Raw genomic sequence first — 19,577 nt, forward strand, 5'->3', positions numbered from 1 at the left:
CCAGCGAACGGCATGGGCCCGCCGTTTCGTGGGGAACCGCACATTTCTCGTACTTCCCGCAAACCCTTGTCGAACAAGGCCAGCGGCGCTCGGCTACATCGTTTTGCCACCCCCGTCAACCCGCGCCGGCTCTACCGCGCCGCAACGTGAAGAATGTGTATAAGTCAAGTCTTGACAAGACTGGAACGACGCGGCGGCGGGACTTGGCACGCGGGTTGACCCTTAGGCCGAGAGCCCGGCCCATTGCGCTGCAATATAAACGTGCCGCTTATGCTCCAGCCTCTTGGGCCCTGATGGCGCGACTCGCACGGTGCACCTCGTCCACGAGTTCGGCCACGGCGTCGGGCGGCGTGAACTGGGAAATACCATGCCCCAGGTTGAACACGTGCCCGGCGTGATTGCCGAAACGCTCGAGAACGGCGCGTGCCTCGGCGCGAATCGTCTCGGCCGGCGCAAACAGCACAGCGGGATCGAGGTTGCCCTGCAGCGCCACACGCTGGCCGACGCGCTCGCGCGCGCGGGCGAGATCGACGGTCCAGTCGAGCCCCACGGCGTCGACGCCCGTGGCGGAGATCTCTTCCAGCCACTGGCCGCCGCCCTTCGTGAACGTAATGACGGGCACGCGCGCGCCGGCGTGCTCGCGCTTCAGATGCCGCACCACTTCGGCCGTGTAGGCGAGCGAGAACCGCTGATAGGCGCCATCGGCCAGGGCACCGCCCCAGGTGTCGAAGATCATGACGGCCTGCGCGCCGGCCTCTATCTGCGCATTCAGATACGCCGCCACGGCCCGCGCGTTGACGTCGAGGATCCGATGCATCAGGTCGGGCCGGCCATAGAGCATTGCCTTGACGGTTCGGAAGTCGTCCGAGCCACCGCCTTCCACCATGTAACAGGCGAGCGTCCACGGGCTGCCGGAAAAACCGATGAGCGGCACGCGCTGGCGCCCCTGGCCGTCCGTGAGCGCCCGGCGGATCTCGCGCACCGCATCCGTCACGTAGCCGAGCGTCGCGCCGATATCGGGCACCGCAAGGCGCGCGACGTCGGCTTCGGTGCGCACCGGATGGGCAAAGCGCGGTCCCTCGCCCGCCGCGAACGAAAGCCCGAGCCCCATCGCGTCGGGAATCGTCAGTATGTCCGAGAACAGGATGGCGGCATCGAGAGGATACCGATCGAGCGGCTGAAGCGTGACCTCCGTCGCGTAGTCGGGATTTTTCGCAAGGCCCAGAAAACTGCCGGCACGCTCGCGCGTGGCGTTGTACTCGGGCAGGTAGCGTCCGGCCTGGCGCATGAGCCAGACAGGCGTGTAATCGGTCGGCTCGCGCAGGAGCGCGCGCAGAAAAGTGTCGTTGAGCAGGGTGGAGGCCACGATGAAAGCGCGAAGCGGCAGACGGAAGAAGCGGCCATTCTACCGGAGGCCAGCCGTGCCGCCGCATGGCGCCGTCTCCATCGCCCGATTTTCGACCTGCTACGATCGACGCCTCGTCCCCCGCTTCATCCAACCCCAAAAAAGGAGACAAACCATGAAGAAAACCATGCTCGCCTGCTTGCTCGGCGCGGCCGCCGTCTGTTCGGGTGTCGGCATCCCCGCACTGGCCGAAACCGCCGAGACGCCGCCGGCCGCGGCCTCGCGCCTCGATGCGATCATGGCGAGCGGCAAGCTGCGCGTGTGCACGACGGGCGACTACAAGCCTTATTCGTTCCTCAAGGCGGACGGCACATTCGAGGGCATCGACATCGACATGGCCGAGGCGCTGGCCAAATCCCTCGGCGCGAAGGCCGAGTACGTGAAGACGACGTGGTCGAACCTGATGCGCGATTTCATCGCACGCTGCGATATCGCGGTCGGCGGCGTGTCCACCACCCTCGAGCGCCAAAAACATGTTTTCTTCACTGAACCGTACATGGTGGACGGCAAGGCGCCGATCGTGCGCTGTGCGGACGTCGACAAGTACCAGACGCTCGCGCAGATCGACTCGCCGGGCACACGCGTGATCGTGAACCCCGGCGGGACGAACGAAAGGTTCGCGAAGCAGTATCTCGGTCACGCCACGTTGACGGTCTACCCCGACAACGTGACGATCTTCAAACAGATCCTGGCCGGCAAGGCCGACGTCATGGTCACCGACGCGTCGGAAACGCTGCTGCAGCAAAAGCTCAACCCCGGACTCTGTTCGGTGCACCCCGACAAGCCGTTCCAGTACGGCGAGAAAGCCTACATGGTGCCGCGCGGCGATCTCGTCTACCAGCAATACGTCGACCAGTGGCTTCACCTTGCGCGCGCAACGGGGGAATTCCAGACAATTGCCGACAAATGGCTGAAGTAGGGGTCGCGGACGCGGAGAAGATGGCCTTCGGGTGGCCCTGCTGCGCAGAGCCGCCCTTTTGTTTGGCTCTGCGGCGCCATTCCACGTTGGCGCCGCACTCGCGCCGAAATATTCGACGAAACTGGACGAAATCGCGGGCTCTGCGGAATTCTGACAAATCTTATTTCGAGAGCAATTGACCGATTATCGATGGATAACGAATACCAGTTATGTGACAATCGAACAATTAATTAGGAATTGCATTTGAGTCACCGGGCCGTAATCGATACCAAGCATCTAAAATCGGAAATATTGACACGCCGCTTTCTCAATAACGGCAAAAAATCCCGGAAAGCCTTGTCTGGCGGGCGTTACATCCTGAAACACTTTGTTACCGCATCCCGGCGTCAATTCGCCCACAATGCCTTCAACGGTTTCAACACGGATGTTGTTGAACGCCGGTCACTTTCGATGTGCGCAATGCATGACAAATCGAAGGCTTGGCTGGATCCCGAATTTGGGGAACATCTTTGTTGGAGCCGTTGCAGGTGGCAATGCAGCGCCTGTTTGGTTCCTTCATTGGTCTCCTCGCGCTAACCCCGTAGCGTGTGGTTTTTAGCGGGCCGCTGGCCCGCTTTTTTTTTGCCTGTCGCAGCCGCATTCAGCATGTTTTCGGCGCGGCCAATCCCAGCGCGTCAACCATCTGTTCGCGCATCACGAATTTCTGCACCTTGCCTGTGACCGTCATCGGCATTTCCTCGACGAAACGCACGTAGCGAGGCACTTTGTAGTGGGCAATCTGCCCGCGGCAATACTCCCGCAGTTCCTCGTCGGTCATCGTCTCGCCGGGCCGCAGGATCACCCAGGCGCACACTTCCTCACCGTACCGGGCGTCCGGCACACCGAATACCTGCACGCTCTGAATCTTGGGGTGCCGGAACAGAAACTCCTCGATTTCGCGCGGGTAGATGTTTTCGCCACCACGAATCAGCATGTCCTTCAGACGGCCGACGATGTTGCAGTAGCCCTCGGCATCGATCGTCGCCAGATCGCCCGTGCGCATCCATCCGTCGACGACGGCCTCGCGCGTGCGCGCCTCCTCGTCCCAGTAGCCGAGCATGACCGAGTAGCCGCGCGTCCACAGCTCCCCCGTTTCGCCCACAGGCAGGGTCTGCCCCATCGCGTCGACGATGCGCGCCTCGAGATGGGGCTGGATGCGCCCCACCGTCGACGTGCGCTTGTCGAGCGGGTCGGTGGTCGAACTCTGGAAAGAAACCGGGCTCGTCTCGGTCATGCCATAGGCGATCGTGATCTCGGATAGGTGCATGCGCGCCACCACGCGCTTCATCGTTTCGATCGGGCACGGCGAACCGGCCATGATGCCGGTGCGCAGCGAGGTGAGATCGAAGTGGTCAAACTCGGGGTGGTCGAGTTCGGCGATGAACATGGTCGGCACCCCGTGCAACGCCGTGCAGCGTTCTTCGCTGACGGCCGCGAGCGTTGCGCCCGGCTCGAATGCTTCGCCCGGAAACACCATCGTCGCACCCGATGAAACGCAGGCGAGCACCGCCAGGACCATTCCGAAGCAGTGATAAAGCGGCACGGGAATGCAAAGCGAATCGGCCTGGGTGAGCCGCATCGCCATCGCGATGAAACGCGCGTTGTTCACGACGTTGCGGTGCGTGAGCGTCGCCCCCTTCGGGTTGCCGGTAGTGCCGCTCGTAAACTGAATGTTGATCGGGTCGCGGCACGAAAGGCCGGCGCAGACGGCATCGAGCGCCGCGCGATCGAGCGCGACGCGGCCGCTCTCCACGAGTTCGCAAAACGTCAGCATCCCAGGCGTGGCCGTATCGCCCATGCGAACGACGGTGCGCAGGTGCGGCAGGCGCGCGGCGTGTAAGTCTCCCGGCTTCGCATGATCGAGCTCAGGGGCCAGCGTGCGAAGCATCTCCAGATAGTGCGACGTCTTGAAGCGCTCGGCAGCAACGATGGCTGTGCAGCCCGATTTGTTGAGCGCGTATTCGAGTTCGGCGAGCCGGTAGGCCGGATTGATGTTCACGAGAATGGCGCCGAGGCGTGCCGTGGCGAACTGCGTCATCAGCCATTCCACACGGTTCGGCGACCAGATGCCCACGCGATCGCCGCGGCCGATGCCGAGCGAAGCGAAACCCGCTGCGAGTACATCGACTTCCTCGGCGAATTCGCGCCAGGTCCAGCGAATACCCTGCTCGCGAAAGACAACGGCCAGCCGATCGGGAAACTGTTCGACCGTATCGGCGAGGAACTGCGGAATCGTTGCTTCGGAAAGGGGGACATCGGTCGCGCCGCGCACATAGGACGATCCATCGTGCGGGGCGATCGAGGCACTCGCTTTGGGGGCTTGCATGGCCATCGCGTCGTCTCCTCGGGGTGGTCGCTTTTTTTAAGGCTTCTGATTCTCCCACCCGGGGAAGACCGGCCGCATCGAGTGTTACCCGCATGGCGCGCCGGCGATCGCTCCCGCGGGGGGCGGCCGGTTGCGGCAAACCGCCACAACCGGCCACAGCCGGCCACGATCGGCCACGATCGGCCACAATCGGCCACGATCCGGCCGCGGCGACGCGCCGACGGCGCCCCAGGCCGACCAAGGTCAGGCCAAAACGGATACCGGACGGCCGAAATGACCGGAAATGCCAGGCACAAAAAAAAGCCGCCCGGCGGTAAAACCCGGGCGGCATCGGTGCGCGGCGCGTCAGAAGAGGCGCGCCCCGCCTGTGCTGTCAGTGCTGCGTGCGCATCTTGCGCAGGCGCTGGATCGCAGCCAGCTGCGCGACGGCATAGGCCAGCTCGGCCTGCGCCGTTGCGTATTCGAGGTTGGAGCCCGAATTCTGCAGTGCCTCTTCGGCGCGCTTGCGCGCCTGATCGGCCTTTGCTTCGTCGAGATCCTTGCCGCGAATTGCCGTATCGGCAAGCACGGTCACCGCACCGGGCTGCACTTCGAGGATACCGCCCGCGACGAAGACAAACTCCTCTTCGCCGTTTTCGGCCTCGATGCGCACGGCGCCCGGGCGAATGCGCGTGATGAGCGGCGTATGGCCCGGCAGAATCCCGAGCTCACCGGCTTCGCCCGGCAGCGCGACGAATTTCGCCTGGCCGGAGAAGATCTGCTCTTCCGCGCTGACGACGTCTACTTTAATGGTTGCCATGTCGAATCCCGTCCCAAAGGCTGGTTGAACGTATGCGGCGGGCGCCGGCAGCCGGCACCCGCTCCGTTACACCCGGCCTTACTGGATCTTCTTGGCCTTCTCGAAGGCTTCGTCGATCGTACCGACCATGTAGAACGCCTGCTCGGGCAGGTGATCGCATTCGCCTTCGACGATCATCTTGAAGCCGCGGATCGTTTCCTTCAGCGGAACGTACTTGCCCGGCGAGCCCGTGAACACTTCAGCGACGTGGAACGGCTGCGACAGGAAACGCTGGATCTTGCGCGCGCGCGCAACCGACAGCTTGTCTTCCGGCGAGAGCTCGTCCATGCCGAGAATCGCGATGATGTCGCGCAGTTCCTTGTAGCGCTGCAGCGTTTGCTGCACGCGGCGCGTGATCGAGTAGTGCTCTTCGCCGATCACGTTCGGGTCGATCTGGCGCGACGTCGAATCGAGCGGGTCCACAGCGGGGTAGATACCGAGCGAGGCGATGTCACGCGAGAGCACGACCGTTGCGTCGAGGTGGCCGAAGGTCGTGGCCGGCGACGGGTCGGTCAAGTCGTCAGCAGGCACGTACACGGCTTGCACCGAGGTGATCGAGCCCGTCTTCGTCGACGTGATGCGCTCCTGCAGCTTGCCCATTTCCTCGGCCAGCGTCGGCTGGTAGCCCACCGCCGACGGCATCCGGCCCAGCAGAGCCGAGACTTCCGTACCGGCCAGCGTGAAGCGGTAGATGTTGTCGACGAAGAACAGCACGTCGCGGCCTTCGTCGCGGAAGTGCTCGGCCATCGTCAGGCCCGTCAGTGCCACGCGCAGACGGTTGCCCGGCGGCTCGTTCATCTGACCGTACACGAGCGCGACCTTGTCGAGCACGTTCGAGTCCTTCATTTCGTGGTAGAAGTCGTTCCCTTCACGGGTACGCTCGCCCACGCCCGCGAACACGGAGTAGCCGCCGTGCTCCTTCGCGATGTTGTTGATGAGCTCCATCATGTTGACGGTCTTGCCCACGCCGGCACCGCCGAAGAGGCCAACCTTGCCGCCCTTCGCGAACGGGCAGATCAGGTCGATAACCTTGATGCCCGTTTCGAGCAGCTCCGTCGACGGCGAGAGCTCGTCGAACGCCGGGGCCTTCTGGTGAATCGAACGCACATGCTCGCTTTCGATCGGACCCGCTTCGTCGATCGGGCGGCCGAGCACGTCCATGATGCGGCCGAGCGTGGCCGTGCCAACGGGCACGCTGATCGGCTTGCCCGTGTTCTTGACCGTCACGCCGCGGCGCAGGCCGTCCGACGCACCGAGACAGATGGTGCGCACGACGCCGTCGCCCAGCTGCTGCTGGACTTCGAGCGTCAGTTCCGTGCCTTCGAGCACGAGCGCGTCGTAGACCTTCGGCATGTGCTCGCGCGGAAATTCCACGTCGATCACCGCGCCGATGCACTGTACGATCTTGCCTTCCACCAAAGCAGTAGTACTCATCGCTTTTCCTTTAGATACTCAATTCTTCACTCGCGCAAAGGGCGCGGCGCGCGCGTCAGACCGCGGCGGCGCCACCCACGATCTCCGAGAGTTCCTTCGTGATCGCGGCCTGGCGGCTCTTGTTGTACGACAGCTGCAGTTCGCTGATGACCGTCTTCGCGTTGTCCGACGCGGCCTTCATTGCCACCATGCGCGCCGATTGCTCGGACGCCATGTTCTCGGCAACGGCCTGATAGACGAGCGCTTCGACGTAACGCACGAGCAGCTCGTCGACCACCGCTTGCGCATCGGGCTCGTAGATGTAGTCCCACGTCGTGCTCGGCGTCGTCTCGTCGCCCTCGAAGCGCTCGGCCGACAGCGGCAGCAGCTGCTCGATGACAGGCTCCTGCTTCATCGTGTTGACGAAGCGTGTGTAGGCGAGATAAACCGCCGAGAGCTTGCCTTCCGAGTACAGGTCGAGCTGCACCTTCACGGCGCCGATCAGCTTTTCGAGGTGCGGCGTGTCGCCGAGGTGCACGACATGCGAGGCGATCTTCGCGCCGAGCCGGTTCAAAAAGCCGAAGCCCTTACTGCCAATGGCCGTGGCCTCGACCGTCTGGCCGCTCGTGTCGAGTTCCTTGATCTTCTGCAGTGTGCCGCGCAGCACGTTCGTGTTCAAACCGCCGCACAGCCCCTTGTCGGTCGTGACGAGGATGATGCCGGCCGCCTTCGCGCCCTCGTTCGCCACCATGAACGGGTGACGGTACTCGGGGTTCGCGCGGCTCATGTGCGCAGCGATGTCGCGGACCTTGTCGGCGTATGGACGAGCGGCGCGCATGCGCTCCTGGGCGCGGCGCATCTTCGATGCCGCGACCATCTCCATGGCCTTGGTGATCTTGCGCGTGTTCTGCACGCTCTTGATCTTGCCGCGGATTTCCTTCATTCCAGCCATTGCTTGCTCCTGATCGAAACCGCGCGCCGCCCGATGCTTCGAGGCGCGCGGCTTCAGGTCGTTATGCCTCGCGGATCAATAAGCGCCCGACTTCTTGAAGTCCTTCAGAGCGGCATGGAGCGCGCCCTCGTCGTCCTTCGACAAGTCCTTGCTGTCTTCGATGCGTTTGATGAGCTCGGCATGGCTCGTCTTCAGGTACTCGCGCAGCCCCTTCTCGAATGCCAGCACGTCCTTGACTTCGATGTCGTCGAGATAGCCGTTGTTAGCCGCGAAGAGCGACACGGCCAGCTCCCATACCTGAAGCGGCTGGTATTGCGGCTGCTTGAGCAGTTCCGTCACGCGGCGGCCGCGCTCGAGCTGCTTGCGGGTCGCTTCGTCGAGGTCCGATGCGAACTGCGCGAACGCAGCCAGCTCGCGGTACTGCGCGAGGTCGGTACGGATACCGCCCGACAGCTTCTTGACGACCTTCGTCTGCGCCGCACCGCCCACGCGCGAGACCGACACGCCGGCGTTGATGGCCGGACGGATACCCGCGTTGAAGAGGTCCGTTTCCAGGAAGATCTGGCCGTCGGTGATCGAGATCACGTTCGTCGGCACGAACGCCGTCACGTCGCCGGCTTGCGTTTCGATAACGGGCAGCGCCGTCAGCGAGCCGCTCTTGCCCTTCACTTCGCCGTTCGTGAATTTCTCGACGTACTCTTCCGAGACGCGCGCGGCGCGCTCGAGCAGACGCGAGTGCAGATAGAAGACGTCGCCGGGGTAGGCTTCGCGGCCCGGCGGGCGGCGCAGCAGCAGCGAGATCTGACGATAGGCCCAGGCTTGCTTGGTCAAGTCGTCATAGATAATGAGGGCGTCCTGGCCGCGGTCGCGGAAGTATTCGCCCATCGTGCAGCCCGAGTACGGAGCGAGGTACTGCATCGCCGCCGATTCCGACGCCGAGGCAGCCACGACGATCGTGTATTCGAGCGCGCCCGTTTCCTCGAGCTTGCGGACCACGTTCATGATCGACGATGCCTTCTGGCCGATCGCGACGTAGATACAGATGAGATCCTTGCCCTTCTGGTTGATGATCGCGTCGATCGCCACCGCGGTCTTGCCGCACTGACGGTCGCCGATGATCAGCTCGCGCTGGCCGCGGCCGATCGGCACCATCGAGTCGATCGACTTCAGACCCGTTTGCACCGGCTGCGACACCGACTTGCGCCAGATCACGCCCGGGGCGATCTTCTCGACCGCGTCGGTCAGCTTGGCGTTGATCGGGCCCTTGCCGTCGATCGGGTTACCGAGCGCGTCGACCACGCGGCCGATCAGTTCCGGGCCCACCGGCACTTCGAGAATGCGGCCCGTCGTCTTGACGATATCGCCTTCGGAAATGTGCTCGTACTCGCCCAGAATCACCGCGCCGACCGAGTCGCGCTCGAGGTTCAGCGCGAGGCCGAACGTGTTGCCCGGGAATTCGAGCATTTCGCCCTGCATCACGTCCGACAGACCGTGAATGCGCACGATACCGTCGGTCACGGAGATCACGGTGCCCTGGTTGCGAACGTCGGCGCTCGCTTCAAGGCCCTGGATCCGGCTCTTGATCAGCTCGCTGATCTCAGAGGGATTGAGTTGCATTATTCGCTCCTGATGTTCAATTCTGTTGCGTGCCGGCGGGCATCGCGCGCGTCGCTTACGCCGTCAGCGCAGCCTGCATGCCGGCGAGCCGCGCACGTACCGAGCTGTCGAGCACCTCGTCGCCTACGGTCACGCGCACGCCCCCGATGAGCGACGGGTCGAGTTCGACCGTCGGCTTGAGCTTGCGCTTGAACTTGCGTTCGAGGCTCGCGACGAGATCGGCGAGCGGCTGGCCTTCGAGCGGGAACGCGCTTACGATCAGCGCATCGGCCGCACCTTCGCGAGCGTTTTTCAATTCGTCGAACTGCACGGCGATTTCGGGCAGGAGCGCGAGTCGATGGTTGTCGACGAGCATCTGCACGAGATTCTTCGCCTGCGGGGTGTCCTTGAGCGGCGAGCGCACGGCCGCAAGCAACAGCTCGACGACTTGCGCACGGCTCACTTTCGGGCTCGAGGCGACCGACAGCACTTCGGGCAGACGCGCAACCTGTGCCAGCTCCTGCAGCAGAGCGGACCAGGCAGCGACGTCGCCGTCAACGGCTACGCCAAAGAGCGCTTCCGCGTACGGGCGGGCGATGGTTGCAAGTTCGGCCATGATCAGAGCTCGGCTTTGAGTTGATTGAGCAATTCGGCGTGGGCCGACTGATCGACTTCGCGCTTCAGGATCTGCTCGGCGCCCTTGACCGCGAGCGCGGCCACTTCCGCGCGCAGCGTTTCGCGTGCCTTCACGACCTGCTGATCGGCATCGGCCTTCGCCTGCGCGACGATGCGAGCGGCTTCGGCGTGCGCGTTGGCCTTGATTTCCTCGGCCACGGCGAGCGCGCGCTTTTCGGCATCGGCGACGCGCTGCTGACCTTCGTTGCGGGCGGTTGCGAGTTCCTGGTCGACGCGCTTGTGCGCGGCCTCGAGTTCCGTCTTGCCACGCTCCGCGGCCGCGAGACCGTCTGCGATCTTCTTGGCGCGCTCGTCGAGGGCGTTGATCAGCGGCGGCCACACGAACTTCATCGTGAACCACGCGAGGATCAGGAACACGACCATTTGCGCAAACAGAGTTGCGTTGAGATTCACGGTGTTTCCTTAAACGTTGCTAATTCGGAAAGTGAAACGGTAAGGCGCTCATCGACATTGCATTCGATCAGCGCCCAAGATCCGTTTCGCCCCTGCGCCCCGGGCCTTCGCCCCGCGGCGCAAACTTCCGAGAAACCTCAGCCTGCGAGCTTCGAGAGCAGCGGGTTCGCGAACGCAAACAGCATTGCCACACCGACGCCGATCAGGAACGCCGCGTCGATCAGACCAGCCAGCAGGAACATCTTCGTTTGCAGCGGGTTCATCAGCTCGGGCTGACGTGCGCACGCTTCGATGTACTTGCCGCCCATCAGGCCGATACCGATACAGGCGCCGATCGCACCCAGGCCGATGATGATGCCGATACCGATGGCGGTCAGACCCTGGATGTTGGCGATGAAAGCTTGCATGATCACTCCTTTGTCAAAGACTTTTTAGAACTGGATTTAGAAAAACGAAAGCGGATCCGCTCGTGCACGCCCCGCGGTCAGTGCGAGTCGTGCGCCTGACCGATGTACACGAGCGTCAGCATCATGAAGATGAACGCTTGCAGCAACACGATCAGGATGTGGAAGATCGCCCAGACACTGCCTGCGATCACGTGGCCGATGAAGCCGAGCACCGTCGTGTCCGCGCCGAAGTTCCAGATGCTGCCGAGCAATGCGATCAGCAGGAACAGCAGTTCGCCTGCGTACATGTTCCCGAAAAGCCGCATGCCGAGCGAAACCGTCTTGGCGACGAACTCGATGATGTTCAGGGCGAGGTTCGGGATCCACAGAAGCGGATGCGCGCCGAACGGAGCGGAGAGCAGCTCGTGCACGAAGCCGCCCGCACCTTTGATCTTGAAGTTGTAATAGATCATCAGCACGAACACGCCGAGCGCGATGCCGATGGTGCCGTTCAGATCGGCCGTGGGCACGATGCGGTGGTGCGAAATGACGTCCGACAGGCCCAGCAAGCCGATGATGCGGCCCGGCAGGTCGACCGGAATGAAGTCGAGCGAGTTCATGAGCGCGACCCAGACGAACACGGTCAGCGCGAGCGGCGCGATGAACTTACGGTTGCCGTGGATCATCGACTTCGATTGATCTTCGACCATCTCGACGAGCATCTCGATCGCGCACTGGAAGCGCCCCGGCACACCGGAAGTGGCCTTGCGCGCCGCGAGACGCAGCAAGAGGATGGTCACGAGACCGCAGACGATCGACCAGAACAGCGTGTCGATATTCCAGACGTGGATATCGAAGATCGACGTCTGATGCGCGGTGGAAAGGTTCTGCAAGTGGTGCGCGATGTACTCGGACGGATCGAGGACGCGCGTGCCTTCGCTAGCTGCCATATCGTTAGTGCCACCCAAATTGTCGAAAATCGTTCAGGCGCCGGCGCATGCCGGCCCTTCGGGAGGAAGCCCGCCCCGGGCGCGTTTCACGAACGCACCGCGCGAGACGGCTTCCACCTGCCATCCATTCGTTTATCAGTGCCAGGCCAGCGCGACCCAGTACGTCTTGAGCGCAATGAGATAGGTCACGAGCAACGGCAGCCACCGTACGTCGTGATACCAAAAGGCGATTGCGACGAACATCGCAACCGTCACCCCCATCTTGAGCGCTTCGCCGATCATCCAACCGAGGATCGATGCGCTTGCGCCCCTGCTCCTGAGACGTGCCGCGAACAACGCGCTCGGCACCCAGCACACCGCTCCCCCCAGGAACGCCGACAGCGCAGCATCGCCCGGCGGCTCGCAAAACAGCCACCAAACCAGCGTCGCGACCAGGGACAAGACCATTTGCGCCATCACCACCTTCAGCGGCGTGACGCGCGATGGGCGGCTCACTTGCGGGCCAAAGAGCTTTTCGGCCTCGGCCCGCGTGAGCGGAACGGTATTTGTATCTTGCTGCTCGGCATCCCACGCGTCGTCGTCGAACTTCCTCGCATGGCCGACGCCCATCGGGGGGGAAGAAACGGTTTGAGGCGCGCGTGCTTCGTGCCTTTGATTCGGCTCTCGATCCGCCATCGCCCTATTCCGCAAAGACTCTTTCCGACCCACCGTGTGCGTCGCGCGCCGCTTTTGTCAAGCTTTCGCCACGCGCTTTCGACGTGCTTACGGGGCTGCCTAGCTAATAAATCCGGGCGATTGTAAGCGATAGTTGCAGGCGATTCAAGACTTTAGCCCGGAACAAAATCGCCTCGCGAACGGGCCGCAGGCGGGGTACGCAGGCGAGTGCGGGCCGGTGCGGGCCGGTGCGGGCGGCGGCGGCGCGGACGCGTCACCAGCCGCGGAGGAGGACGGCGCCGAGCACGAGCGCAATGATCCAGAAGGGAATCGAAAGGAGATGAAAGCCGAACCAGATGCCGCGCTGCTTCACGAGCCGCACGGCGATCAGATTGGCGAGCGAGCCGATCGCGATGCCGAACCCGCCTACGCTCACGCCGAAAGCGAGCGCGCGCCAATCGTGCGAGAACTCCGCGAGCATGATCGCGGCCGGCACGTTGCTGATCCCCTGGGACAGCACCGCGCCTGCGACATATGCGCGCACCGGCGTGCCGATGCCGATGGCCGCGATGGACTCGCGCACCCACGGCAGCGCGGCGGCGCTGCGCAAGACGATGAACATGAGCGCGAAGATGACGAGGAGCGGCCAGTCGATCTTCAGCACCGCGTCGCGGCGCCAGATCAGCAGGCCCGCCGCGATACCGGCGAGCGCTATGCCGGGCCGGTGGGCGTCAGCCAGCAGTACGAAGGCGACGAAGAGCACCGCGGCGGTTGCCGCATACGCGCGATCGACGCGCCCGCTCGGCGCGTCGCGCGACAAATCGAGCGGTGCCGCCTTGAACGAAAAAAAAGCGAGGCCGTACAGCATCGCCATCAAAAGCGCGCAAAGCGGCAGCAGCGCATAAACGAAGGCGCCGAACGACACGCCGCTCGTTTGCCACAGGAAAAGATTCTGAGGATTGCCGAGCGGGGTGAGCACCGAGCCCGCGTTGACGGCAAGCGCCGCGAAGATGGCGAGCCTTTTGACCGGCAGCGGTGTCAGATGATTGAGCGAGAGCACGAGCGGCACGACGACGAACAGCGCCACGTCGTTCGTCACGATCATCGACAAAAACGCCGCAAGCCCGATCACGAGGCAGGCGAGCCCCCGCTCGGAATGCACGTGGTGCACGACGCGGTGCGCAAGCCACATCAGAAAACCGGAAAGCTCGACGGCCTTCGTCAGGATCAGCAGCCCCGTGAGCGTCATGATCGTCGGCCAGTCGACGAGCCCGGGCAATGCGCTCCATGCGCGCGGGTGAAGCGTCTGCAGCGCGGCGAGCGCGATGACGAGCACCGTGAGCACCGGCTCGTTGACGAAGAATGCAAAGATGACGCGAGGCCACGCGCCGCGCGCCCGCGGTGCTTTTTCCGACACTGTCATGATGGTTTCGTTGCCCTCGTTGCGCACCAGCCCTGCCGCCTGCCCTGCCATTACGCAGCCGTGTTGCCACGCAGGCGCACGAGGATGCCCTCGAGGGCGTCGAGGTTGCCGAAGTCGATCTGTACCTGCCCCCTGCCGCGGCGCCCCATCTTGATCTTCACCGCGGCGGCGAGCAGATCGGACAGCTCTTCCTCGAGACGCCGCGTGTCGCGGCCGCCGTCCGCCGGGTTCGCGCGCGCCTTGACCGCGGGCGCCGCCTTCGTCGTTACCGCCACGAGCCGCTCCGTCTCGCGCACCGACATGCGCTTGCTCACGACCTGATTCGCGAGCGTGATCTGCGTGGCCGCATCGACGGCCAGCAATGCACGCGCGTGCCCCATGTCGAGATCGCCCGCGAGCAGCATCGTCTGCACCGGCGCCGCCAGATTAAGCAGCCGCAGCAGGTTCGAGACGGCACTACGCGAACGGCCCACCGATTCGGCCGCCTGCTCGTGCGTAAAGTTGAATTCGTCGAGCAGGCGCTGAATGCCCTGAGCCTCTTCGAGCGGATTCAAGTCCTCGCGTTGGATGTTCTCGATCAGCGCCATGGCAGCGGCAGCCTGATCGGGCACATGCTTCACGAGCACGGGCACTTCCGCGAGCCCGGCCAGGTGCGCGGCACGGAAACGCCGTTCGCCCGCGATGATCTCGTATTTCTCGTCGGACACGGGGCGTACCAGGATCGGCTGCATCAGCCCCTGCGCCCGAATGCTCGCCGCCAGCTCCTGCAGACTGCCCTCGTCCATGCGCGTGCGCGGCTGGTACTTGCCCGCCTGCAGCCTGCCGAGCGGCAGCACATTCGGCGCCCCCTCGTTTTTCGCTGCAGCCGTGATGTCCGGGCTGCCGCCGAGCAGCGCCTCCAGACCGCGCCCCAACCCCTTCTTTTTCGCTACCGCGTTCATGCTCTGTCCTCGGTCCGCTTATTCCATATCGGTCATGCGTCGGCGAGCGCGCGCACGCGCTCGATCATCTCGGTGCCGAACTGCACGTACGCCTGCGCGCCGCGCGAAGCCCGGTCGAACACGACTCCCGGCAACCCATAGCTCGGCGCCTCGGCCAATCGCACGTTGCGTGGAATCACGGCGTCGAACACCTTGTCGCCGAAATGCTCCTTCAACTGATCGGACACCTGCTGCTGCAAGGTAATGCGCGGGTCGAACATGACACGCAGCAAGCCGATCACCTTCAGATCGCGGTTGAGGTTCGCGTGCACCTGCTTGATCGTATTGACGAGGTCGGACAGGCCCTCGAGCGCGAAATATTCGCACTGCATAGGAATCACGACGCCATGCGCCGCGCATAACGCGTTCAGCGTCAGCAATGAAAGCGCCGGCGGGCAATCGATGAGCACGAAGTCATAGTCGTCGGCTACGCGCGAGAGCGCTTCCTTGAGCTGGCGCTCGCGGTTCTGCACGCTGACGAGCTCGATCTCGGCGCCCGCGAGCTCACGGTTCGCCGGCAGTACGTCGTAGCCGACCGCCTCCGGCTTTACGCGCGCCTCCGAGACGGAAACACCGTCTACGAGCACCTCGTATACGGTGTTTTCGCAATCGGCCTTGTTGATGCCGCTGCCCATCGTCGCATTGCCCTGCGGGTCCAGATCGATCAACAGCACGCGCTGCCCCTGCGACGCGAGACTCGCCGCGAGGTTGACCGCTGTCGTCGTTTTGCCGACGCCGCCTTTTTGATTCGCGACGCAGAAGATTTTTGCCATCGTAGGTTGAATCCTAAGGCATTGATTTTGAAGCAAAAATACCAATCAGGCGACGGCCGGAGGCACCACTTCCACCAGATGGCGCTCGGCGTCGAGCATCGGTACCGTCAGCCGAATGACCTGTACCACGCGAACATCGGCCGGCAACCGGGCGATTTCGGCGTCAGGCTGCACGCCCTTCATTGCCCAAATCGAGCCGCGCTCGCTGACAAGATGACGCGCAAGTTTAACGAAATCCGCGAGTTCCGCGAATGCGCGCGAAACAATCGCGTCGAATCGTGCCGGTACTTCGATACCCGGTCGCAGTGTTTCCACGCGCCCGGTCACGACCGACAAATTGCCGAGCTTCAGCTCAGCCTTGACCTGCGACTGAAAGGCCGTCTTCTTGTGAACAATGTCGTTCAACGTAACAGTACGATCAGGCAATACGATCGCGAGCACGATGCCGGGCAGGCCACCACCCGATCCAACGTCGAGAATCGATTGACCGGCGCGCGCAGCGAGGTGCGGAACAATCGAAAGCGAATCGAGCACGTGCTGAATCAACATCTGCCGCGGATCGCGAATCGCCGTCAGGTTGTAGACGGTATTCCACTTCGCTAGCAACGCGACGTAATCGATCAGCTTGTTCGACTGCTCCGCGGACAATTCGACGCCGAGCGCGGTACTGCCCTCGCTCAACAGTGCAAGCAAAGCGTCTCTGTCGATCGCGCCCGGCACCGTGCGCGCCGTCATTGCGCCGCCGGGGCTGCGTCTGCCCCGTGATCATCGTTGACGGCCGGCGATACGCCTCGGCGCCCCAGCCCTTTCTTCAGATGGACCATCAGCAACGAAATCGTGGCCGGGGTGATCCCCGAAATCCGCGAGGCCTGCCCGATCGTTTCGGGCCGGTGCTGGTTGAGCTTCTGCCGCGCTTCAAAGGAAAGGCCGCGTACGGCCATATAGTCGATGCTCTCGGGCAAGCGCGTGTTCTCGTTCGCTTCGTTTCGCTCGATCTCGCCAGCTTGCCGCTCGATGTAGCCCTGATACTTGACCCCGATCTCGATCTGCTCCTTGATCTGAGCAAGCAAAACCGGATCATCGGCCAGCGGCTCAGCCGGGCCGCACGTTCCTTCCCGCAAACCGCAAACACCGTCGTAGGTCACGCCGGGCCGGCGCAGTAACTCGGCGAGGCTGTACTCGTGATCGATCGGCTTTCCGAGCAATGCGGTCGCCTCTGCGGCGGACAATGTCTTGGGATTCACCCACATCATCCTCAGCCGCTCTGTTTCACGTGAAACAGCGTCGCGCTTGCGGCTGAATGCCCCCCACCGCTCGTCGTCCACGACACCGAGTTCGCGCCCGATTTCGGTCAGACGCATATCGGCATTGTCCTCGCGCAAGCTGAGGCGATATTCGGCCCGGCTCGTGAACATCCGGTACGGCTCGGACACACCGCGTGTCACAAGGTCGTCCACCAGCACGCCGAGGTAGGCTTGATCGCGGCGTGGCGCCCACGCCTCTTTCTCCTGAACATAGCGGCCGGCATTGATGCCCGCCAGCAGGCCCTGTGCAGCGGCCTCCTCATAACCCGTCGTGCCGTTGATCTGTCCGGCAAAGAAAAGGCCACGAATCGCTTTAGTTTCGAGAGAAGCCTTCAGGCCCCGCGGATCGAAGTAGTCGTACTCGATTGCGTAGCCGGGCCGCAGGATATGCGCGTTTTCCAGCCCCGACATGGATCGGACGAGGGCCAGTTGAACGTCGAAAGGCAAGCTTGTCGAAATGCCGTTCGGATAGAACTCGTTGGTCGTCAGCCCCTCCGGTTCAAGGAAGATCTGGTGCGAGTCCTTCGATGCAAACCGGTGAATCTTGTCTTCGATCGACGGGCAGTAGCGCGGCCCTACTCCTTCGATGACGCCGGTATACATCGGCGACCGGTCGAGTCCCCCGCGGATGATCTCGTGGGTCCGCTCATTCGTATGCGTCACCCAGCAAGGCAACTGCCGCGGGTGTTGCTCTGCCCGGCCGAGAAACGAGAAAACCGGGATAGGGTCCAGATCGCCCGGCTGCTCTTCCAGCTTCGAGAAGTCGATCGTGCGCCCATCGATACGCGGCGGCGTACCGGTTTTCAGTCGGCCTTGAGGCAGCTTCAGCTCCTTCAAACGAGCAGACAACGTCACGGCGGCCGGATCGCCCGCGCGCCCGCCCGTATAGTTGTTCAAGCCCACGTGGATCTTGCCATCGAGGAAGGTGCCCGCCGTAAGAACGACAGCGCGCGAGCGGAAGCGAATGCCAACTTGGGTAACGGCGCCGACCACGCGATCGCCTTCGACCATCAGGTCTTCCACGGCCTGCTGGAACAGCCAGAGGTTAGGCTGGTTCTCGAGCCGGCGCCGAATGGCCTGCTTATAGAGAATGCGGTCAGCCTGGGCCCTCGTCGCACGAACGGCGGGTCCCTTGGACGAGTTGAGAATTCGAAACTGAATGCCGCCCTCGTCTGTGGCCGCAGCCATGGCACCGCCGAGCGCATCCACCTCTTTGACCAGATGACCTTTGCCGATCCCGCCAATCGACGGGTTGCAACTCATCTGGCCAAGCGTTTCGATGTTGTGCGTAAGCAGCAGTGTCTTGGCGCCCATGCGCGCCGACGCCAATGCGGCCTCGGTGCCGGCATGACCACCGCCGACAACGATGACGTCAAATTCAGTGGGATAAAGCATTGCGGACCTCGCGCATCGAAAAAGCGCGAGCCTGTGGGAAATGGGATATGCGCGGAATTATAACGGGTTCGCCTGGGCCGCGACCTTCCCCGAATGGTCAAAACAATGTTCCACGTGAAACAAGACCGGCAAAATCACGTGGAATGCCTCGGCAGCGGCGTTTCCGAGGCGCTTCATATGCTTTCCACCGCAGGCGCTTAGTCACGCGTTGGCCTTGGATTGAAGCCTGCCGTGCGAACCCGCGAGTACGAGCGATTCAGCAGCTTCAAAAATGGAAACGGGCCACAAGGGCCCGTTCTTCACTCGTTACGCGCGAGGATTGGTAGGACGCGGAACACCCGCGCCATGGTCATGCCGCCGACTTCCTGGCTAAGCCCAGATAAGTTTCGACAACGCGCGGATGGTTCGCCAAAAACGCGGCCTCTCCCTCCAAGACCTGCTCGCCGGTCTCGAGGACGTAGCCATAATCGGAGACCTGCAGCGCAGCTCGCGCATTCTGCTCGACGAGCAGGATCGCCACACCGGTGCGCTTGAGCGCGCTGATGATGTGGAAGATCTCCTTGACGATCAGCGGCGCCAGCCCGAGGCTCGGCTCGTCGAGCATAAGGACGTCGGGCTTGCCCATCAGGGCGCGCCCCAGCGCCAGCATTTGCCGCTCGCCGCCGGAGAGCGTTCCTGCAGCCTGCCTGCGGCGTTCCTTCAAGCGAGGAAACAGCTCGAAGACCGGGGCCAACTGATCGAGGAAGTCGCGCTCGCCAGCTCGCTTGCGCCGATAGGCGCCAAGCAGCAGGTTGTCCTCCACCGTCATCGTCGCAAACAACTCGCGCTTTTCGGGCACGAGGCAAACACCGCGTGCGACGCGCGCCTCCACCGGCAGCGCACCGATATCTTCGCCGCGGTAGACAACGGCCCCACTCGCTCGTCCGGTGGCCGGCAGCGCTCCCATGATGGCATTCAGCAGCGTCGATTTGCCCGCACCGTTGGGGCCGATGACGCTCACGATCTGCCCTGGTCGGGCTACGATCGAGGCATCGCGCAATGCCTCCACCTTGCCGTACCGGACAAACAGATGCGACGCGGCGAGCAACGGCGTGGCGGGCGTGGGGGTTGCCTGGGAAGTCTCGATTTCGCTCAT

18 protein-coding genes are annotated in these 19,577 nt (G+C 63.3%); 1 reads left to right on the forward strand and 17 read right to left on the reverse strand.

The genetic code is table 11. The annotated features are described in order from the left end of the window. Positions 1 to 268: 268 nt before the first annotated feature. A complete protein-coding gene (gene hemE / locus U0034_RS09885) occupies positions 269 to 1,366 on the reverse strand; it encodes a uroporphyrinogen decarboxylase (protein WP_085229986.1) in 1,098 nt (365 codons plus the stop codon). A gap of 154 nt (positions 1,367 to 1,520) precedes the next feature. Here hemE and U0034_RS09890 point away from each other — a divergent pair, with 154 nt between their 5' ends. Further along, the gene (locus tag U0034_RS09890) at positions 1,521 to 2,324 is read left to right on the forward strand and encodes a transporter substrate-binding domain-containing protein (RefSeq protein ID WP_085229987.1); all 804 of its coding nucleotides are present in this window, start codon (positions 1,521 to 1,523) and stop codon (positions 2,322 to 2,324) included. Positions 2,325 to 2,964: 640 nt separating this feature from the next. On the opposite strand, the gene U0034_RS09895 is transcribed toward U0034_RS09890, so the two are convergent. From U0034_RS09895 to U0034_RS09970, 16 genes are all read right to left on the reverse strand, one after another. Continuing rightward, positions 2,965 to 4,695 carry an AMP-binding protein gene (locus tag U0034_RS09895; RefSeq protein ID WP_085229989.1) on the reverse strand — a complete coding sequence of 577 codons (1,731 nt, stop codon included), beginning with the start codon at positions 4,693 to 4,695 and terminating at the stop codon, positions 2,965 to 2,967. A 367-nt stretch (positions 4,696 to 5,062) separates the two neighbouring features. Beyond that, on the reverse strand, positions 5,063 to 5,488 hold the full coding sequence (locus U0034_RS09900; RefSeq protein WP_085229990.1) for a F0F1 ATP synthase subunit epsilon: 426 nt from the start codon (positions 5,486 to 5,488) through the stop codon (positions 5,063 to 5,065). Positions 5,489 to 5,566: 78 nt separating this feature from the next. After that, complete coding sequence (atpD, locus tag U0034_RS09905) at positions 5,567 to 6,961, reverse strand: F0F1 ATP synthase subunit beta (RefSeq protein ID WP_085229991.1); 1,395 nt, start codon at positions 6,959 to 6,961, stop codon at positions 5,567 to 5,569. A 55-nt stretch (positions 6,962 to 7,016) separates the two neighbouring features. Then, the gene (gene atpG / locus U0034_RS09910) at positions 7,017 to 7,892 is read right to left on the reverse strand and encodes a F0F1 ATP synthase subunit gamma (protein WP_085229992.1); all 876 of its coding nucleotides are present in this window, start codon (positions 7,890 to 7,892) and stop codon (positions 7,017 to 7,019) included. A 75-nt stretch (positions 7,893 to 7,967) separates the two neighbouring features. Continuing rightward, complete coding sequence (gene atpA / locus U0034_RS09915; protein ID WP_085229993.1) at positions 7,968 to 9,509, reverse strand: F0F1 ATP synthase subunit alpha; 1,542 nt, start codon at positions 9,507 to 9,509, stop codon at positions 7,968 to 7,970. 55 nt (positions 9,510 to 9,564) lie between these two features. Further along, positions 9,565 to 10,104 carry a F0F1 ATP synthase subunit delta gene (locus U0034_RS09920; RefSeq protein WP_085229994.1) on the reverse strand — a complete coding sequence of 180 codons (540 nt, stop codon included), beginning with the start codon at positions 10,102 to 10,104 and terminating at the stop codon, positions 9,565 to 9,567. Positions 10,105 to 10,106: 2 nt separating this feature from the next. Beyond that, positions 10,107 to 10,577: a F0F1 ATP synthase subunit B gene (locus U0034_RS09925; RefSeq protein WP_085229995.1), complete on the reverse strand. Its 471-nt coding sequence runs from the start codon at positions 10,575 to 10,577 to the stop codon at positions 10,107 to 10,109. A gap of 137 nt (positions 10,578 to 10,714) precedes the next feature. Continuing rightward, a complete protein-coding gene (gene atpE, locus U0034_RS09930; protein ID WP_007180033.1) occupies positions 10,715 to 10,984 on the reverse strand; it encodes a F0F1 ATP synthase subunit C in 270 nt (89 codons plus the stop codon). Positions 10,985 to 11,061: 77 nt separating this feature from the next. Then, positions 11,062 to 11,913, reverse strand: a complete 852-nt coding sequence (gene atpB, locus U0034_RS09935) for a F0F1 ATP synthase subunit A (protein ID WP_085229996.1) — start codon at positions 11,911 to 11,913, stop codon at positions 11,062 to 11,064. A 135-nt stretch (positions 11,914 to 12,048) separates the two neighbouring features. Then, on the reverse strand, positions 12,049 to 12,588 hold the full coding sequence (locus U0034_RS09940) for an ATP synthase subunit I (protein WP_085229997.1): 540 nt from the start codon (positions 12,586 to 12,588) through the stop codon (positions 12,049 to 12,051). Positions 12,589 to 12,841: 253 nt separating this feature from the next. After that, positions 12,842 to 13,990 carry an SLC13 family permease gene (locus U0034_RS09945; RefSeq protein ID WP_085230036.1) on the reverse strand — a complete coding sequence of 383 codons (1,149 nt, stop codon included), beginning with the start codon at positions 13,988 to 13,990 and terminating at the stop codon, positions 12,842 to 12,844. A gap of 50 nt (positions 13,991 to 14,040) precedes the next feature. Beyond that, complete coding sequence (locus tag U0034_RS09950) at positions 14,041 to 14,931, reverse strand: ParB/RepB/Spo0J family partition protein (protein WP_085229998.1); 891 nt, start codon at positions 14,929 to 14,931, stop codon at positions 14,041 to 14,043. A 32-nt stretch (positions 14,932 to 14,963) separates the two neighbouring features. Beyond that, positions 14,964 to 15,743 carry a ParA family protein gene (locus U0034_RS09955; protein ID WP_085229999.1) on the reverse strand — a complete coding sequence of 260 codons (780 nt, stop codon included), beginning with the start codon at positions 15,741 to 15,743 and terminating at the stop codon, positions 14,964 to 14,966. Between the two features lie 45 nt (positions 15,744 to 15,788). After that, complete coding sequence (gene rsmG, locus U0034_RS09960; protein ID WP_085230000.1) at positions 15,789 to 16,478, reverse strand: 16S rRNA (guanine(527)-N(7))-methyltransferase RsmG; 690 nt, start codon at positions 16,476 to 16,478, stop codon at positions 15,789 to 15,791. Further along, positions 16,475 to 18,442 (reverse strand): tRNA uridine-5-carboxymethylaminomethyl(34) synthesis enzyme MnmG, encoded by a 1,968-nt coding sequence (mnmG, locus tag U0034_RS09965; RefSeq protein ID WP_085230001.1) that lies wholly within the window; start codon positions 18,440 to 18,442, stop codon positions 16,475 to 16,477. The genes rsmG and mnmG overlap by 4 nt, the downstream gene beginning before the upstream one ends. A gap of 349 nt (positions 18,443 to 18,791) precedes the next feature. Continuing rightward, positions 18,792 to 19,577, reverse strand: a complete 786-nt coding sequence (locus U0034_RS09970; protein ID WP_085230002.1) for an ABC transporter ATP-binding protein — start codon at positions 19,575 to 19,577, stop codon at positions 18,792 to 18,794.

This window comes from Trinickia caryophylli (assembly GCF_034424545.1).
In the GTDB taxonomy this organism is placed as follows: Bacteria; Pseudomonadota; Gammaproteobacteria; order Burkholderiales; family Burkholderiaceae; genus Trinickia; species Trinickia caryophylli.

Excerpts from the sequence above, each read along its gene's own strand:
- U0034_RS09890 (WP_085229987.1), top strand. The coding sequence starts at position 1,521 with ATGAAGAAAACCATGCTCGCCTGCTTGCTCGGCGCGGCCGCCGTCTGT.
- U0034_RS09895 (WP_085229989.1), bottom strand. The coding sequence starts at position 4,695 with ATGGCCATGCAAGCCCCCAAAGCGAGTGCCTCGATCGCCCCGCACGAT.
- U0034_RS09900 (WP_085229990.1), bottom strand. The coding sequence starts at position 5,488 with ATGGCAACCATTAAAGTAGACGTCGTCAGCGCGGAAGAGCAGATCTTC.
- atpD (WP_085229991.1), bottom strand. The coding sequence starts at position 6,961 with ATGAGTACTACTGCTTTGGTGGAAGGCAAGATCGTACAGTGCATCGGC.
- atpG (WP_085229992.1), bottom strand. The coding sequence starts at position 7,892 with ATGGCTGGAATGAAGGAAATCCGCGGCAAGATCAAGAGCGTGCAGAAC.
- atpA (WP_085229993.1), bottom strand. The coding sequence starts at position 9,509 with ATGCAACTCAATCCCTCTGAGATCAGCGAGCTGATCAAGAGCCGGATC.
- U0034_RS09920 (WP_085229994.1), bottom strand. The coding sequence starts at position 10,104 with ATGGCCGAACTTGCAACCATCGCCCGCCCGTACGCGGAAGCGCTCTTT.
- atpE (WP_007180033.1), bottom strand. The coding sequence starts at position 10,984 with ATGCAAGCTTTCATCGCCAACATCCAGGGTCTGACCGCCATCGGTATC.
- atpB (WP_085229996.1), bottom strand. The coding sequence starts at position 11,913 with ATGGCAGCTAGCGAAGGCACGCGCGTCCTCGATCCGTCCGAGTACATC.
- U0034_RS09940 (WP_085229997.1), bottom strand. The coding sequence starts at position 12,588 with ATGGCGGATCGAGAGCCGAATCAAAGGCACGAAGCACGCGCGCCTCAA.
- U0034_RS09945 (WP_085230036.1), bottom strand. The coding sequence starts at position 13,990 with ATGACAGTGTCGGAAAAAGCACCGCGGGCGCGCGGCGCGTGGCCTCGC.
- U0034_RS09950 (WP_085229998.1), bottom strand. The coding sequence starts at position 14,931 with ATGAACGCGGTAGCGAAAAAGAAGGGGTTGGGGCGCGGTCTGGAGGCG.
- U0034_RS09955 (WP_085229999.1), bottom strand. The coding sequence starts at position 15,743 with ATGGCAAAAATCTTCTGCGTCGCGAATCAAAAAGGCGGCGTCGGCAAA.
- rsmG (WP_085230000.1), bottom strand. The coding sequence starts at position 16,478 with ATGACGGCGCGCACGGTGCCGGGCGCGATCGACAGAGACGCTTTGCTT.
- mnmG (WP_085230001.1), bottom strand. The coding sequence starts at position 18,442 with ATGCTTTATCCCACTGAATTTGACGTCATCGTTGTCGGCGGTGGTCAT.
- U0034_RS09970 (WP_085230002.1), bottom strand. The coding sequence starts at position 19,577 with ATGAGCGAAATCGAGACTTCCCAGGCAACCCCCACGCCCGCCACGCCG.